Source organism: Exiguobacterium sp. UBA3968, from assembly GCF_002385115.1.
Taxonomy (GTDB): Bacteria; Bacillota; Bacilli; order Exiguobacteriales; family Exiguobacteriaceae; genus Exiguobacterium_A.
Map to the genome: position 1 here is coordinate 327,612 of NZ_DGCW01000005.1, position 13,102 is coordinate 340,713.

Sequence of the window (13,102 nt, forward strand, 5' to 3'; positions counted from 1 at the left end):
AGGCATGACTGTATCAGACGAAATCATCCCGATTCCGATTCCCACACCATTTCCTGTAGGGGACGTGAACTGTTATGTGTTACGAACGGAAGGGGAAAACATCCTCATTGATTGTGGACCCGATACACTCGAGGCGTGGCAAATGATGCAACAGACGCTTGCGCGACACGATTTGCGGGTTGAGGATTTAGATCGTGTCATCGTGACGCATCACCATGCGGATCATGCTGGGATGGCACATCGATTTTCAGAGAAAGGCATTCCTGTCTATGGACATGCGCGGTTGCGCCCGTATTTGGAACAGGACGAGACGTTCCTAAACAATGGGGACGTGTTCTTACGTCGACTGGCGACTTCATTTGGTGTTCCGTCAGCGATTCAAGAGATGTTACCGAGCTATCAATCTGCCTTAAAATGGCTTGGAAAAGGTCAGCTTGATTTCATATTAAAGGAAGGCGACGCAATTACACCTTCTGGGCGATATCGCGTCATCGAACTGCCAGGTCATGCGAGTGACCAAATCGGAATTTTAAGCGACGATGGTATATTGTTCGCGGCGGACCATTTGCTGGACCGGGTCGAACCGAACCCGTTGCTTGAACAACCGCAACCGGGTGATGACGTGCTCGTGAAACGACCCGTTCTTGCGTATCTCGACTCCTTGGAAAAACTACAAGGAGAACAGATCCGAATCGCGTATACCGGTCATGGTGATCCGATTCGCGATGTCGCGGCACTCGTTGAAGAACGATTGATGCAACGCAAGGCACGCGGCGATCAACTGTTAAAGTATTTTTCAGAAGAGCATACGTTATTTGAATTAGCACAAGTGACGTATGGGAATCGATTAAAAAAATCATTCCCGCTCGTCATGAGTGAAATGAAGGCACGTCTTGATACGCTTGTCGCACGTGGTGCGATTACGGTTGAGAAACGATCTGGTATCCTCTACTATTCGAAAATGGAGGAAGTTTAATGCAACTCATCAACCGGACGATCGTCATCACCGGTGCTTCAAGTGGACTCGGGGAAGCACTGGCGCGCACTCTGCATAAAGAAGGGGCAAACTTGATTTTAATCGCACGACGCGAGGATCGATTACAAACGTTAGCATCTGAACTCCAGGCAGACTACCTGGTCTACGATTTGGAAGTGGCGCCCGAAATTCTTGCGAAAACACTCGCAAATCGTTATGGACGAATCGATATTTTGATTAATAACGCAGGTTTCGGGGAATTCAGCTTCCTAGACGATACCTCGATTGAAACGATCGAATCGATGCACCGAATCAATGTCTTAAGTCCTGTTCGTCTAACGAAAGCGTGCCTTCCGTTACTTCGAGAAGGCGGCATGATCGTCAATGTCGCGAGTCAGGCAGGAAAGTTGCCGACACCGAAGTCGACGATCTATTGCATGACAAAAGCTGCTATGTTGCAGTTTTCGAATGCGTTACGTCTGGAGTTACGTCCAAAAGGCATCCACGTCATGACGGTCAACCCAGGACCGATTGCGACGGAATTTTTTGTTCGAGCTGACATCAGCCGAAAATATGAAAAAAACGTGGCTTCGATCGTCTTATCGAAAGAACAACTCGCACTGACCGTCGTTCGGGCGATGCGTCGCCGAAAGCGAGAGGTCAATGCGCCGTGGTGGATGGAGCTTTCCGCAAAAGGGTACGGCGTCATGCCGCGGCTGATTGAATGGTTAGGAAAATCAGGTTTTGACAAAAAGTGATGACGGAGGAGAACAACGAATGAAAACAAAAGTAATGAGCTTTCTTGCATTAGGTACCTTGCTTGCCGGGTGCGGGACGCCGGATGCGACACCGGAACCGAAAAACGTTTTAGGAACCGCTTATCAGACGATTGAGAAAGAAGCAGAAAAATCAACGGTTCGGATGTACATGTGGGGGGGCGATGACGGAATCAACGCCTATATCGATGAATATGTGACGCCCCGTCTGAAGAAGGAACATAATATTACACTTGAACGCGTTCCGATCGAGACGGCAGACATTATTCAAAAATTACGTGCTGAGAAAAAGGCAGGTAAGGAAAAAGGCGTCATCGATGTCGTCTGGATTAATGGCGATAACTTCTTGAATGCTAAAAAAGATGAGTTACTTTATGGGGAAATTACAAAAGTTCTTCCAAACATGAAATACGTTGATGCTGCCGCCCAAAGTTCAGATAGCGGTACGAAAACAGACGGGCTCGAAGCCGCATGGGGAAAAGTCCAATATACGTTGCACTATGACGCAGCTGATGTAAAGTCGCCACCAAAGGACTTACAAGCGTTGAAGTCTTGGGTCAAGGAAAATCCAGGACGCTTCACTTATCCAGAAGTGACGGATTTTACAGGAAACGCCTTCGTCCGTCACGTCATGTATGGTGTCGAATCGAACGCGACCCTAAAAGACCCAAAAGCAGACTTCAAGAAGACATGGGCTTACCTGAACGAAATCAAACCGTACCTCTGGAAAAAGGGGAAAACGTATCCGAAGACGCTTGCGCAACTCGATCAGTTATACGCGAAGGGAGACGTCGACTTCACGATGGGCTTCAACGAACGACGGGCAGAACAAGAAGTGAAGTCAGGAACGTTTCCGAAACAAACGCGTCCGATTGTTTTGAAGGATGGCTCAATCGCATCGACCCATTTCCTTTCCGTACCATTCAACGCACCGAACCCGAGAGGTGCACTCGTTACGATCAATACGCTGTTGTCACCAGAGGCACAATTGAAAAAATATGATGCGACTTACTGGGGCGATGGAACGAGTCTCGATTTGTCGACACTTGATCAGGCAGAACAAAAGCAGTTCGCTGATGTACCGGCCGCACCGTCGACACCGAAGCCGAGTGTCTTTGAAGGGAAAGTCCGGACGGAACTAGATCCATCGGTCTTCGAGATGATCCGTAAGGAATGGCCGTCTCGTGTGGCGCGGTAACATATATCCTGCTGCAATTCTGATGGCAGGGATGGTCTTATACGGGCTGTGGGTCAGTGTTTCAATGACGTCACCCGCCGACTATCATGAGCTACTGACGGATGACGTCTTTTTAGAGAGTCTAACCGTCAGTAGTTACGTTGCCATCGTGAGTACGGGCATTGCCTTGATCATCGGTGTGATGCTCGCACGAATCTTGAGCAGAACACGGCTAGCGGTGTTGCTCGCGATTCCGTTATTCATTCCTCATCTAGGAGCGGCGTATCTCGCAATCCTCTACCTCAGTGATGTGCCGATCATCGGACCGCATGAAGGGAACCACATCAGTGTCATCTTGACGTATCTATATAAAGAAATTCCGTTCGTCTTTTTTTATCTCTTACCGGTTGTACGACGTCTCGATCCACGTTACCAAGAACTCGGTATGATGCTCGATTTATCGCCAGTGCGCCGATTCTGGCATGCACGGGGTGTGTTCCTGCTCGTTCCCATGCTTGAAGCCGGCTTTATCTTACTTGCCTTTATTTTATTTGCGTATGAAATTCCGGCATTACTCGGCGTGACCTATCCGAAATTACTTGGCGTCTATGCCTTTGACTTATACACACAAGGTGATTTATCGGAACAACCGCTCGCTTTTGCGATGAGTGTCGTCTTGACGGGTGGACTTTTCCTCTTACTAGTGCTCATGACGGGTTTAACCCGCCCGTTGGCAACGAAGATCAGTAGGGGGCGAAGTGAATGAAAAAAACTAGCGTCATCGTATGTATTGTTCTTCTTTTCAACGTTCCATTGATCGGTTTAATTCCGGGAGAATGGAATTGGAATCCGCGTCTTGAAGCAACGCTTGGTACGACCATTGCGATGGTCTGTGCCGTTATATTGTTAAATCATCTCTTCGGATACATGGCAGGAAAAGCGATCGCTTTTCAAACCGGGACACGCATTCGTATAGCAGAGTTCTTGATTAGTTTGCCGCTATTCGTTCCCGTCTTATTGTTGTCGTTCGGTCTCTATTTGACATGGATCCGGCTCGGTCTGGCAGATCGTTTTTTCGGTGTACTGCTCGTGTTGCTTCTGCCGACATTGCCATATACAGTCCGTTTGTACACGAACGGATTTCAGACGCTCGGTGAGCGGATGCTCGAACAGATGGTCTTGCTCGAAGGAAATCGATTCAAACGTTGGTTTTATTTGACGGGACCGATGTTACGATCGACATTACAGTCCGTGACGTTGCTCGTCACCGTGATCACGATCAGTCAATATGCTCTTGTTGCGTTGATTGGAGGCGGAATCGTACGCATGATCGCACTGGAAGTGTTCCCGGCGTATTCTGGTAATTCCCAGGAGGCAGCTCGTCTGGCGACACTTTGGTTGATTGGATTACCTATTCTTTTTTATGTATTACAAGCCGTTATTTTTTCTAGCTGGATACGAATCGTACGGAGGCGTTTAAATGGAAGTCACGATACAACAAGTCAATAAACGATTTGGAAGCAAACAAGTGTTGTCTGATATCGATGTAAGCATCGCGTCTGGACAATGCGTGGCTTTAGTCGGACCGAGTGGTAGCGGGAAAACGACGCTTCTCCGCCTGATTGCGGGTCTCGAACGTGTGACGAGTGGAGTGATTCGATTTGGGGAACGAGACGTCACGACACTCTCTCCGAATCAACGAGGTGTGACGATGATGTTTCAACGCTCTTTATTGTTTCCGCATTTGAACGTTGAACAAAACATTCGCCTCGGTGCGAAACAGTTAACACCGATCGAACTTGATTCTTGGTTATATCGCGTTGGACTCGAGGGGAGAGGACGAAGTGCCATCCACGAACTTTCAGGTGGTGAACAGCAACGTGCGAGTCTAGCTCGTGCGCTGGCGAGTCAGCCGGACTTCTTGTTGCTCGATGAACCGTTCTCGAGTCTAGATGTACCGAGACGACGAGAACTTCGGACATTGATCCGAAAGTTGACCGAGGAACAAGGCGTCACGACACTGCTTGTCACGCATGACCGGGAAGAGGCAATGGCGATGGCAGATGTCATTTATGTTTTGGAACAAGGACGGATCGTGGATCGCGGCACACCGATCACGCTCAGTCAGACAAGTCCGTTTTTCGGTGAAGGCATCTACATCGAAGCGACTTGGTATCCGTTGACGTCAGTTAACTTGGTCTCAAGACCGACGAAGGAAACGGATGAGCGTGTTACGATTACGAAAGAACTCATTCAATATGGCGTTCGGTTCTACGAAGTGGAACGGCCATCAGGCGAACGGCTCGTACTTTCTTCAGACGAGACGATTCATTCGATAGAAGGGTATATCGTTAGAAAGGAGGGGTGACATGTTAGATACGCGTGCGCGTAAAATCGTTCAACCCCTGTTTGATCAAGGGGCGACCTTATTTAAGAAAATTGGATTATCAGCGACGCAGGTGACGATCATTTCGGGTATCATCGGTGGTGCGACAGGCTTTTTCGTCTATAACGACATGATGGGAACGGCAATTGTCCTATTGTGGATCTCGGGTATGCTCGACGTTATTGATGGCACGATGGCAAGAAAAGAGAAGACAACACCAATTGGTACGATCCTTGATCTTGTTCTCGACCGAATTGTCGAACTGTCAGTGTTAATTGGTCTCGCACTCCGGTTTCCGGAAACGCAGGTTGTGATTCTGTTACTTGTCGCATCATTCGTCATTGGGATGACGATGTTCCTTGCGATCGGAGCAGTTAGTGAGAACTACGGTTACAAGTCGTTTCAATATCAACCAGGACTCATCGAACGAACGGAAGGATTTCTATTCTTGACGGCGATGATTCTGTTTCCAAGTGCTATCATCTGGATCGCAAGTGTCTTCTTGATCGCTGAACTCTATACGGTTGGAGAACGATTCCATCAAGCATCGAAGGTGTTACGATGAGTGAACAAGAGATGATCATGACGGTGGACCGAGCTGGGAATCCGCTCGGACCGTGTCCGCGATCAGAAGTCCACGCAAAAGGTCTATGGCATGAAACGTTTCATTGTTTCGTCTATGATCCAACGCGGGACGTCGTGTTGCTCCAGCAACGTTCTGAACAAAAGAAGGACTTTCCGGGAATGCTCGATATCACGGCAGCCGGTCATCTGCTTGCAAATGAGACGGTTGAAGATGGTGTCCGGGAACTCGAAGAAGAGATTGGTTTAGCTTATACCTTTGATCAACTAATACCTCTTGGAGTTCAGGAGGAGGAGTTTCGGGATGCGACACTTTGGGATTGTGAACGATGCCATGTGTTTCTCGCACAAAGTGATCAAGCGTTAGAATCGTATATGCTCCAGGAAACCGAAGTGAAACGATTAATCGCTTTTTCGATTGAGCAGTTGGATCGCATCGCTGACGTGACGATTGAGCGTATTCAGGATAAAACAGGAGAATGGTTCGATCGTCATCAATTCGTTCCGCATCCTTCTTCTTACTGGAAACATGTCCAACAGGGAATCGAAAGATTACGTAACCTAAGCTAATCTTGAGAATCATGACACAGAACGACCTACGATCGAATGTGATGTCGACGTAGGTCGTTTTCATTCGTACATTTGTTCGACACGAGAGTAGCGAAATTCAGGTATATTTGAGATAATTAAGTATATATACAAAAGAAGGAAAGAAGGTGCAGCCAGTGGCATTACGATTTGCACTACTCGGGCTGCTGACCCAAGGGGAAGCGACCGGTTATGATTTGAGCGCGACTTTTAAAAAACAGATGATCCACTTCTGGACCGCACATCATACACAAATATACCGAGAGTTGTTGAAAATGGAAGAGGCAGAACTCGTGACGAGCGTTCATATCGTTCAAGAAGATCTGCCGGATAAGAAAGTCTATTCGATTACCGATAAAGGGCGGACGGAGCTCGTCGAATGGTTACGGACACCAAATGAATTCAAACCGAAGATGAAGGATGAGAACTTGATGCGTGTCTCGCTCTTGCATCTTCTCCCACCAGAGGAAGCTGTCGCTTATCTAGAAGAATCGAAGCGACACCATCAATTTGCCGTCGAGATGATGCAAAGTTGGCGTCACGACCATCTCGAGAACGGTGCGACACTAGGTGAGACCTTGACGAGTGAATACGGCTTGCGTATGATGTTGAATTACTTGGACTGGTGTGATTGGGCGATCGCGGAAATCAAAAAAAACGGAGCGAACGTCTAACAAAACTGGCTCGACTGTCATGTAGATGGCGGATTCGAGCCAGTCTTGTTTTTGATGAGATGAAGTAAGGAGTTAAACCATGTACTTTAATGATTACGAAGACTGGATCGAAGAAGAGGCAGAAGCGTTATTTCACCTACATGAAGAACCGTTGACGCGAGAAGCGACGTCGTATTCGCAATTTACGGCGTATGTAGAGGAGGCACTCCTCGAGCCATTATTACTCAAATTACGCTGGCTCGGAGAAGCGGAAGAAGAGGAGATTCTAGAACAGGCGGATCCAACCGTCTGGAAGAATGCTTCGGGCAATTCGGAAGCCTCACTTCGTCGAGATGTATTACGACGAGTCGTCGAGCGAGACTTGACGGCGCATATCCTTGCGTACCTGACACCGATTCTTGAAGCTAGACAAACAGCTTATGAGACAGAATTAGAACAGCTTCAATTGGCCCATGCTGAACAAATGGATGAGGTCAAACAGCATGAGCAACAGATTGAGATCGGACCACCACCTGAGAAAATTAAAAAGTGGTGGTATTTCAAAGAAAAAGAAGTAGCTCGTTCCTTTACAGAGGAAGAACGATCAATGCTGCGAGCTCAACAGCAACAACTCGAAGACGAGTTAAAGCGGCTTGAACGAAAAAAGCGTGAGACAGAAGCCGATCTCGAACGATTGGATTCGCTTCATCGGTTATAATTCACGTCAAAAAATGGAGCAGACGACATGATGTCGCCTGCTCCATTTTGTATAGAGACTACTCGATTAAGCCTGTGTAGCCAGTTTCGCAAGGACTAGTTTTGCGACTGCTTCACTTGAAGCCGGATTTTGTCCTGTAACGACATTGCCATCGATGACAGCGAACTCTTTACCAGCATCCGATGTCAGGAAAGTAGCCCCTTCACCGCGAAGTGTCGTCTCGAGCAAGAATGGTACTTTATCTTCGAGACCTGTTGATTTTTCCTCTTCATCTGTAAAGCCGTTGATTTGACGACCTGATACGAAGGGTTTGCCATCGATCATGACGTGCGCGAAGGCAGCAGGACCATGACAGACCGATGCGACGACGCCGTCTTTTTTGATGACAGCTTCGATAGCACTCGCCACTTGTGGGTTATTCGGGAAGTCGACGACCGCACCGTGACCACCTGGGAAGTAGACAGCGTCAAATGATGCTGGATCTACTTCAGAAAGTGCTTTCGTATCGTGCAACGCACGGCGAGCATCTTGGAATTTCGGTAAGATCTCTTTGACGATCGATGCTTTATCAATTGGAACATCTCCGCCTTTGATGGACGTGACCGTCACGTCATGTCCTGCATCTTTGAACAGGTTGTAAGGTGCTGCGAACTCCTCGAACCATAATCCTGTTTTGTGACCATTCATGTCATCTGCGCTTGTTGATACGATTAAAATACGTGCCATAATAAAACTCCTCCTCTGTATGAACGTTACAAAGAAGGAGATTCCCGGAGAAATGGAGTGTTAAACCTTACCGGTGTTCGGTATAGTGATGAACTGGCAGTGTAGCAAGCGCCTGGTCGATCTGAGCTTGCGAAACCGGCTCTCTCATCGCTTGGACGTTTGCTTGAAGTTGCGACACGCTTGACGCACCTGGAAGGACGATATCGACCTGTTGATCGATTGCTTGCAATGCAAGCGCTGGAAGCGGGAAGTTTTGTAATTGTTGTAGACTGGCTTCGAGCGTCTCTTTATCGAACTGTTCGAAACGATCAACCGACTGCAGGCGTGAGGCACTTTCGTGTGTCAACATTCCTTTTGCTAGTGGACCGCGGGCAACGACTTGGATGTTTTTCTCTTTTAAGCGTGGTAACAACTCTTCGATGCGACGATCGAGCAATGAATAAGGCGTCATCAAGTAAGAGAAATTACTATGCTCAAGCCAATATTCGATGACGTTCGGTCGCAATGACGAGAGACCATATTCCTTGATTTTCCCCTCTGCTTTTAAGTCTTCCATCGCGCGAATCGATGCGTCGATATCGTCGTCCATCGTGCCACCATGGACGTAATATAGGTCGAGGTAAGGTGTTTCGAGTCGATTTAAACTTTCAAGACAGGCTTGCTTCAAATAGTCATAACTCGGATCCCATGTCCAACCGGTTCCGGTCGCATTCATTCGATTGCCACCTTTTGAGGCAAGAAACAATCGACTACGATCCTCTTGCGCGAAGGTTTGACCGATAATCGATTCGACGGCTCCGTTTGCATAGACATCCGCTGTGTCGAAATGGGTGATACCCGCGTCGAGTGCCGTCCGCAGGATTGCTGCCGCTTCTTCCTGTCCGCGTTTTAAGATCGTCATCGTACCTAATCCTAATGACATGTTCAATTCCCTCTTTTCTTAAATGAACTGTAAGTTTGGAACTTCTGCATTCTAGTGTATCATATCTTATGAAAAAGACGGCTTGAAGTCTTGCGGCAATACGTCGGAAACGGCATACTAATCATGACAGAGAACGTAAACTAGGATAGAAGAGGGGAACACTACCGATGGAAGAAAAAACGATTGAACGTGAAGTGATCTATGAAGGAAAAGTTTTTGATGTCGAGAAACATGTCGTCACGTTACCGAACGGTAATACCTCGGTTCGTGAACTGGTCTATCATAATGGTGCCGTTGCCATCATCGCTTTTGATGAACAAGGGGATCTGATTGTCGTTGAACAATATCGGAAGGCGTTCGAGAGTCTATCGATCGAGATACCAGCGGGCAAACTCGAGAAAGGTGAAGATCCACTCGATTGTGCCGGACGTGAATTAAAGGAAGAAACAGGTTACGTCGCGAAAGAGTTACGACATGTCTTTGATTTCTACGGTGCGCCTGGTTTCTGTAGCGAACGTGTACATATTTATGAAGCGATTGGTCTTACTGCCGGTGATCGTCAGCTCGATGAAGATGAGTTCCTTGAGAACAAAACATTGAAGCTTGAACAAGCGCTCGAACTCGTAGCAAACGGAACGATTGTCGACGCGAAGACGATCATGGCGATTCAGCATTGGCAGATCCGTACTTTAAAATGATTCTCATTTAAATGATTTTCAGTTGATAATCATTTTAATTTGAAAAAAGACTGAGTTTCAGCTATGATAATAGCATCAGTTCGAACAAAGGGGGCGCTATGATGGAAAGTCGTGTAGAACGCATCAAAAAACAGCTAAGCGGTAAAGGATATAAGCTGACTCCCCAACGTGAAGCGACTGTGCGTGTCCTGCTCGAACATGAGTCGGATCACCTCAGTGCCGAAAATGTCTTTCTCCTTGTAAAAGAAAAGAACTCCGACATCGGACTTGCGACGGTTTACCGGACGCTCGAATTATTGACGGAGCTCGAAGTCGTCGATAAGGTCAACTTCGGAGATGGCGTATCCCGGTTTGATTTACGACAAGAAGGTGCGAGTCATTCGCATCACCATCTCGTCTGTATCGAATGTGGATCCGTCGAAGAGATTTTAGACGATATGCTTGAAGAAGTAGAGAAAGAAATCGTGTCCCGATTCCATTTCAAAATCAAGGATCACCGCCTGACATTCCATGGCGTCTGCCGTGTCTGCCAAGAGCGTCACGCTCGGGAAGCGTTGGAACAATCGCAAACACAAACAGTCTGACCGTCCGAGGAAATTTCGGATGGTTTTTCTTTTTCGATTTTTATAGGTCAGACCTCTTCACAACGGTTTACACCTTTGATATGATGGGAAAGTAAGCGATTTCGTAAACGAAGAGGATGAGTTCAGTGCGTGAACAACTGGAAGCATTTATCAACTATTTAGTGATTGAACGGCAAATGTCCGCGAATACGGCAGCTGCGTATCGAAATGATTTGAATCAATACTTACAGACGCTCGAAACAGCGGAAGTTTCTTCGTTTGAACAGGTTCACCGACATCATATCGTCGACCACATTGAACGATTGCTTGAAGCACGCAAGTCACGATCGACGGTCCGGCGGGCGACGAGCTCAATCCGTTCGTTCCATCAATATCTGGTCGAAGAGAAACTAACGACGCATGATCCGTCCCGTCATCTTGATTTACCGAAACCGGAGAAGAAGCTTCCCGTCGTCTGGAGTCAAACCGACGTCGAACGTTTACTTGATTCGGTCGTCGGTGTCGATCCGCTTACACGACGAGATGCAGCAATGCTTGAGCTTCTCTATGGAACAGGCATGCGCGTCAGCGAACTGCTCCAACTGAAGTTGAACGATTTGCAACTCGAACTCGGGTATCTGTCGTGTCTTGGGAAAGGGAATAAATCCCGGATCATCCCGATGAGTACGACATCGATTGAGAGCGTCAGAACATATCTTGATCTCGCGCGCAACAGTCTCGGTGGTCAACAGACGGACGATGTCTTCTTAAACAGTCGTGGTGATCGTTTATCACGGCAAGGATTTTGGAAGATGATCAAGCGACGGGCAAAGGAAGCGGGTATTGAAAAAGAGATCACACCACACGTCCTGCGCCATTCGTTCGCGACCCATCTACTTGAAAATGGTGCCGATTTACGCGTCGTACAAGAAATGCTAGGACACGCTGATTTGTCGACGACACAAATGTATACACACGTCAACAAAGCACGACTCCACGACGTGTATAAGAAACATCATCCACGGGCGTGATGGTTCTATCTTTTAAAGGTCTGACTTCAGACAAATGATGCGTTTTGTCTAGTCCCTTTCCGGGAAAAATCGTAACGGGAATCGCACAACTACAGCTCGTATATAGGAGGAACAGCAAATGGCTCAATCATTTAAACGTGTATTTTTGATCGTCATGGACTCCGTAGGAATCGGAGAAGCACCGGACGCTGAACAGTTCGGAGATCTTGGTTCGCATACGCTCGGTCACATCGCGCGTGAACGCAACGGACTCAACATGCCGAACATGGCAAAACTCGGTCTCTCGCATATCGAACCGATCGAAGGTATCTCAGCTGAAGAAGCACCGCTTGCGGCATACGGAAAAATGCAGGAAGTATCTGCAGGGAAAGATACGATGACAGGGCATTGGGAGATCATGGGACTCCGGATTGATACACCATTCCGTGTCTTCGAAAAATTCCCGGATGATTTGATTCATCGCTTAGAAGAGTTCTCAGGGCGGAAGATCATCGGGAATAAACCGGCTTCTGGTACGGAAATTCTCGACGAACTCGGACAAGAACATGTCGAGACAGGCGCCTTGATCGTCTATACGTCGGCAGACTCTGTCCTTCAAATCGCAGCTCATGAAGAAGTCGTTCCATTAGAGGAACTGTACCGGATTTGTGAATATGCACGCGATATTACGCGGGATGACCCGTACATGCTCGGTCGTATCATCGCACGTCCATTCCTTGGTGAGGCAGGAGCATGGGTTCGGACAGCGAACCGTCACGACTATGCACTTAAACCATTCGACCGGACAGTCATGAACGAACTTGAGACAGCTGGACTTGATGTCATCTCACTCGGTAAGATTGCTGATATCTATGACGGCGAAGGCGTGACCGATGCGATCCGTACGAAGTCGAACATGGACGGCATGGATCAACTCGTGAAGCAACTCGATCGAGACTTCAACGGACTCTGCTTCTTGAACCTCGTCGATTTCGATGCATTGTTCGGACACCGTCGCGATCCGCAAGGTTACGGACAAGCACTCGAAGAGTTCGATGCCCGTCTTCCGGAAGTGTTTGATCGCTTGAAAGAAGATGATCTCTTGATCATCACGGCTGACCATGGAAACGATCCGGTTCATGCTGGGACAGACCACACGCGAGAATACGTACCGTTGCTTGCTTATCACAAAAACAGTGTCGCAAAACCGCTCGGTATCCGTGAGACGTTCGCTGATCTTGGGGCAACGGTTGCTGAAAACTTCGGTGTCAAAATGCCGGCACACGGAACAAGCTTTTTAACAGAACTATAATTCGAGGGAGCGATT

At 47.7% G+C, this 13,102-nt stretch carries 16 protein-coding genes; 14 read left to right on the plus strand and 2 right to left on the minus strand.

The features are described 5' to 3' along the window. The first annotated feature begins 4 nt into the window (after positions 1 to 4). From B3S86_RS03325 to B3S86_RS03370, 10 genes are all read left to right on the plus strand, one after another. A complete protein-coding gene (locus tag B3S86_RS03325; protein ID WP_035408946.1) occupies positions 5 to 976 on the plus strand; it encodes an MBL fold metallo-hydrolase in 972 nt (323 codons plus the stop codon). Next, positions 976 to 1,734, plus strand: a complete 759-nt coding sequence (locus B3S86_RS03330) for an SDR family NAD(P)-dependent oxidoreductase (RefSeq protein WP_290749102.1) — start codon at positions 976 to 978, stop codon at positions 1,732 to 1,734. Before B3S86_RS03325 ends, B3S86_RS03330 begins: the two co-directional genes overlap by 1 nt. A gap of 19 nt (positions 1,735 to 1,753) precedes the next feature. Further along, positions 1,754 to 2,950, plus strand: a complete 1,197-nt coding sequence (locus B3S86_RS03335; RefSeq protein ID WP_035408940.1) for an ABC transporter substrate-binding protein — start codon at positions 1,754 to 1,756, stop codon at positions 2,948 to 2,950. Beyond that, positions 2,937 to 3,695: an ABC transporter permease gene (locus tag B3S86_RS03340; protein ID WP_290749107.1), complete on the plus strand. Its 759-nt coding sequence runs from the start codon at positions 2,937 to 2,939 to the stop codon at positions 3,693 to 3,695. The genes B3S86_RS03335 and B3S86_RS03340 overlap by 14 nt, the downstream gene beginning before the upstream one ends. Beyond that, positions 3,692 to 4,438: an ABC transporter permease gene (locus B3S86_RS03345; RefSeq protein WP_290749110.1), complete on the plus strand. Its 747-nt coding sequence runs from the start codon at positions 3,692 to 3,694 to the stop codon at positions 4,436 to 4,438. Before B3S86_RS03340 ends, B3S86_RS03345 begins: the two co-directional genes overlap by 4 nt. Further along, entirely contained in the window at positions 4,410 to 5,297 is an 888-nt protein-coding gene (locus B3S86_RS03350) for an ABC transporter ATP-binding protein (RefSeq protein ID WP_035408932.1), read from the plus strand. The genes B3S86_RS03345 and B3S86_RS03350 overlap by 29 nt, the downstream gene beginning before the upstream one ends. A gap of 1 nt (position 5,298) precedes the next feature. Next, positions 5,299 to 5,880 carry a CDP-alcohol phosphatidyltransferase family protein gene (locus tag B3S86_RS03355; RefSeq protein ID WP_035408929.1) on the plus strand — a complete coding sequence of 194 codons (582 nt, stop codon included), beginning with the start codon at positions 5,299 to 5,301 and terminating at the stop codon, positions 5,878 to 5,880. Continuing rightward, on the plus strand, positions 5,877 to 6,467 hold the full coding sequence (locus tag B3S86_RS03360; protein WP_290749115.1) for an NUDIX hydrolase: 591 nt from the start codon (positions 5,877 to 5,879) through the stop codon (positions 6,465 to 6,467). The genes B3S86_RS03355 and B3S86_RS03360 overlap by 4 nt, the downstream gene beginning before the upstream one ends. Positions 6,468 to 6,622: 155 nt before the next feature. Then, positions 6,623 to 7,159: a PadR family transcriptional regulator gene (locus B3S86_RS03365; RefSeq protein WP_035408921.1), complete on the plus strand. Its 537-nt coding sequence runs from the start codon at positions 6,623 to 6,625 to the stop codon at positions 7,157 to 7,159. 79 nt (positions 7,160 to 7,238) lie between these two features. Further along, positions 7,239 to 7,856: a hypothetical protein gene (locus B3S86_RS03370; RefSeq protein WP_290749119.1), complete on the plus strand. Its 618-nt coding sequence runs from the start codon at positions 7,239 to 7,241 to the stop codon at positions 7,854 to 7,856. A gap of 66 nt (positions 7,857 to 7,922) precedes the next feature. Here B3S86_RS03370 and B3S86_RS03375 read toward each other — a convergent pair whose 3' ends face one another. Together B3S86_RS03375 and B3S86_RS03380 are read right to left on the minus strand one after the other, a co-directional pair. Further along, entirely contained in the window at positions 7,923 to 8,582 is a 660-nt protein-coding gene (locus tag B3S86_RS03375) for a type 1 glutamine amidotransferase domain-containing protein (RefSeq protein WP_035408915.1), read from the minus strand. A 67-nt stretch (positions 8,583 to 8,649) separates the two neighbouring features. Beyond that, on the minus strand, positions 8,650 to 9,504 hold the full coding sequence (locus tag B3S86_RS03380) for an aldo/keto reductase (RefSeq protein ID WP_290749123.1): 855 nt from the start codon (positions 9,502 to 9,504) through the stop codon (positions 8,650 to 8,652). 167 nt (positions 9,505 to 9,671) lie between these two features. On the opposite strand from B3S86_RS03380, the gene B3S86_RS03385 reads away from it, so the two are divergent. From B3S86_RS03385 to deoB, 4 genes are all read left to right on the plus strand, one after another. Then, positions 9,672 to 10,202, plus strand: coding sequence for an NUDIX domain-containing protein (locus B3S86_RS03385; RefSeq protein ID WP_035408909.1), 531 nt, complete (start codon positions 9,672 to 9,674; stop codon positions 10,200 to 10,202). Positions 10,203 to 10,303: 101 nt separating this feature from the next. Then, positions 10,304 to 10,786, plus strand: a complete 483-nt coding sequence (locus B3S86_RS03390; RefSeq protein ID WP_023467675.1) for a Fur family transcriptional regulator — start codon at positions 10,304 to 10,306, stop codon at positions 10,784 to 10,786. A gap of 125 nt (positions 10,787 to 10,911) precedes the next feature. Continuing rightward, complete coding sequence (gene xerD, locus B3S86_RS03395; RefSeq protein WP_035408906.1) at positions 10,912 to 11,796, plus strand: site-specific tyrosine recombinase XerD; 885 nt, start codon at positions 10,912 to 10,914, stop codon at positions 11,794 to 11,796. Positions 11,797 to 11,914: 118 nt separating this feature from the next. After that, positions 11,915 to 13,087: a phosphopentomutase gene (gene deoB / locus B3S86_RS03400; RefSeq protein WP_035408904.1), complete on the plus strand. Its 1,173-nt coding sequence runs from the start codon at positions 11,915 to 11,917 to the stop codon at positions 13,085 to 13,087. The last annotated feature ends 15 nt before the right edge of the window (positions 13,088 to 13,102 follow it).

What these genes read in the sequence shown, in the direction of transcription:
- B3S86_RS03350 (WP_035408932.1), top strand. Translation starts at nt 4,410, where the DNA reads ATGGAAGTCACGATACAACAAGTCAATAAACGATTTGGAAGCAAACAA.
- B3S86_RS03375 (WP_035408915.1), bottom strand. Translation starts at nt 8,582, where the DNA reads ATGGCACGTATTTTAATCGTATCAACAAGCGCAGATGACATGAATGGT.
- B3S86_RS03335 (WP_035408940.1), top strand. Translation starts at nt 1,754, where the DNA reads ATGAAAACAAAAGTAATGAGCTTTCTTGCATTAGGTACCTTGCTTGCC.
- B3S86_RS03355 (WP_035408929.1), top strand. Translation starts at nt 5,299, where the DNA reads ATGTTAGATACGCGTGCGCGTAAAATCGTTCAACCCCTGTTTGATCAA.
- B3S86_RS03385 (WP_035408909.1), top strand. Translation starts at nt 9,672, where the DNA reads ATGGAAGAAAAAACGATTGAACGTGAAGTGATCTATGAAGGAAAAGTT.
- B3S86_RS03380 (WP_290749123.1), bottom strand. Translation starts at nt 9,504, where the DNA reads ATGTCATTAGGATTAGGTACGATGACGATCTTAAAACGCGGACAGGAA.
- deoB (WP_035408904.1), top strand. Translation starts at nt 11,915, where the DNA reads ATGGCTCAATCATTTAAACGTGTATTTTTGATCGTCATGGACTCCGTA.
- B3S86_RS03390 (WP_023467675.1), top strand. Translation starts at nt 10,304, where the DNA reads ATGGAAAGTCGTGTAGAACGCATCAAAAAACAGCTAAGCGGTAAAGGA.
- B3S86_RS03325 (WP_035408946.1), top strand. Translation starts at nt 5, where the DNA reads ATGACTGTATCAGACGAAATCATCCCGATTCCGATTCCCACACCATTT.
- B3S86_RS03330 (WP_290749102.1), top strand. Translation starts at nt 976, where the DNA reads ATGCAACTCATCAACCGGACGATCGTCATCACCGGTGCTTCAAGTGGA.
- B3S86_RS03370 (WP_290749119.1), top strand. Translation starts at nt 7,239, where the DNA reads ATGTACTTTAATGATTACGAAGACTGGATCGAAGAAGAGGCAGAAGCG.
- B3S86_RS03360 (WP_290749115.1), top strand. Translation starts at nt 5,877, where the DNA reads ATGAGTGAACAAGAGATGATCATGACGGTGGACCGAGCTGGGAATCCG.
- B3S86_RS03345 (WP_290749110.1), top strand. Translation starts at nt 3,692, where the DNA reads ATGAAAAAAACTAGCGTCATCGTATGTATTGTTCTTCTTTTCAACGTT.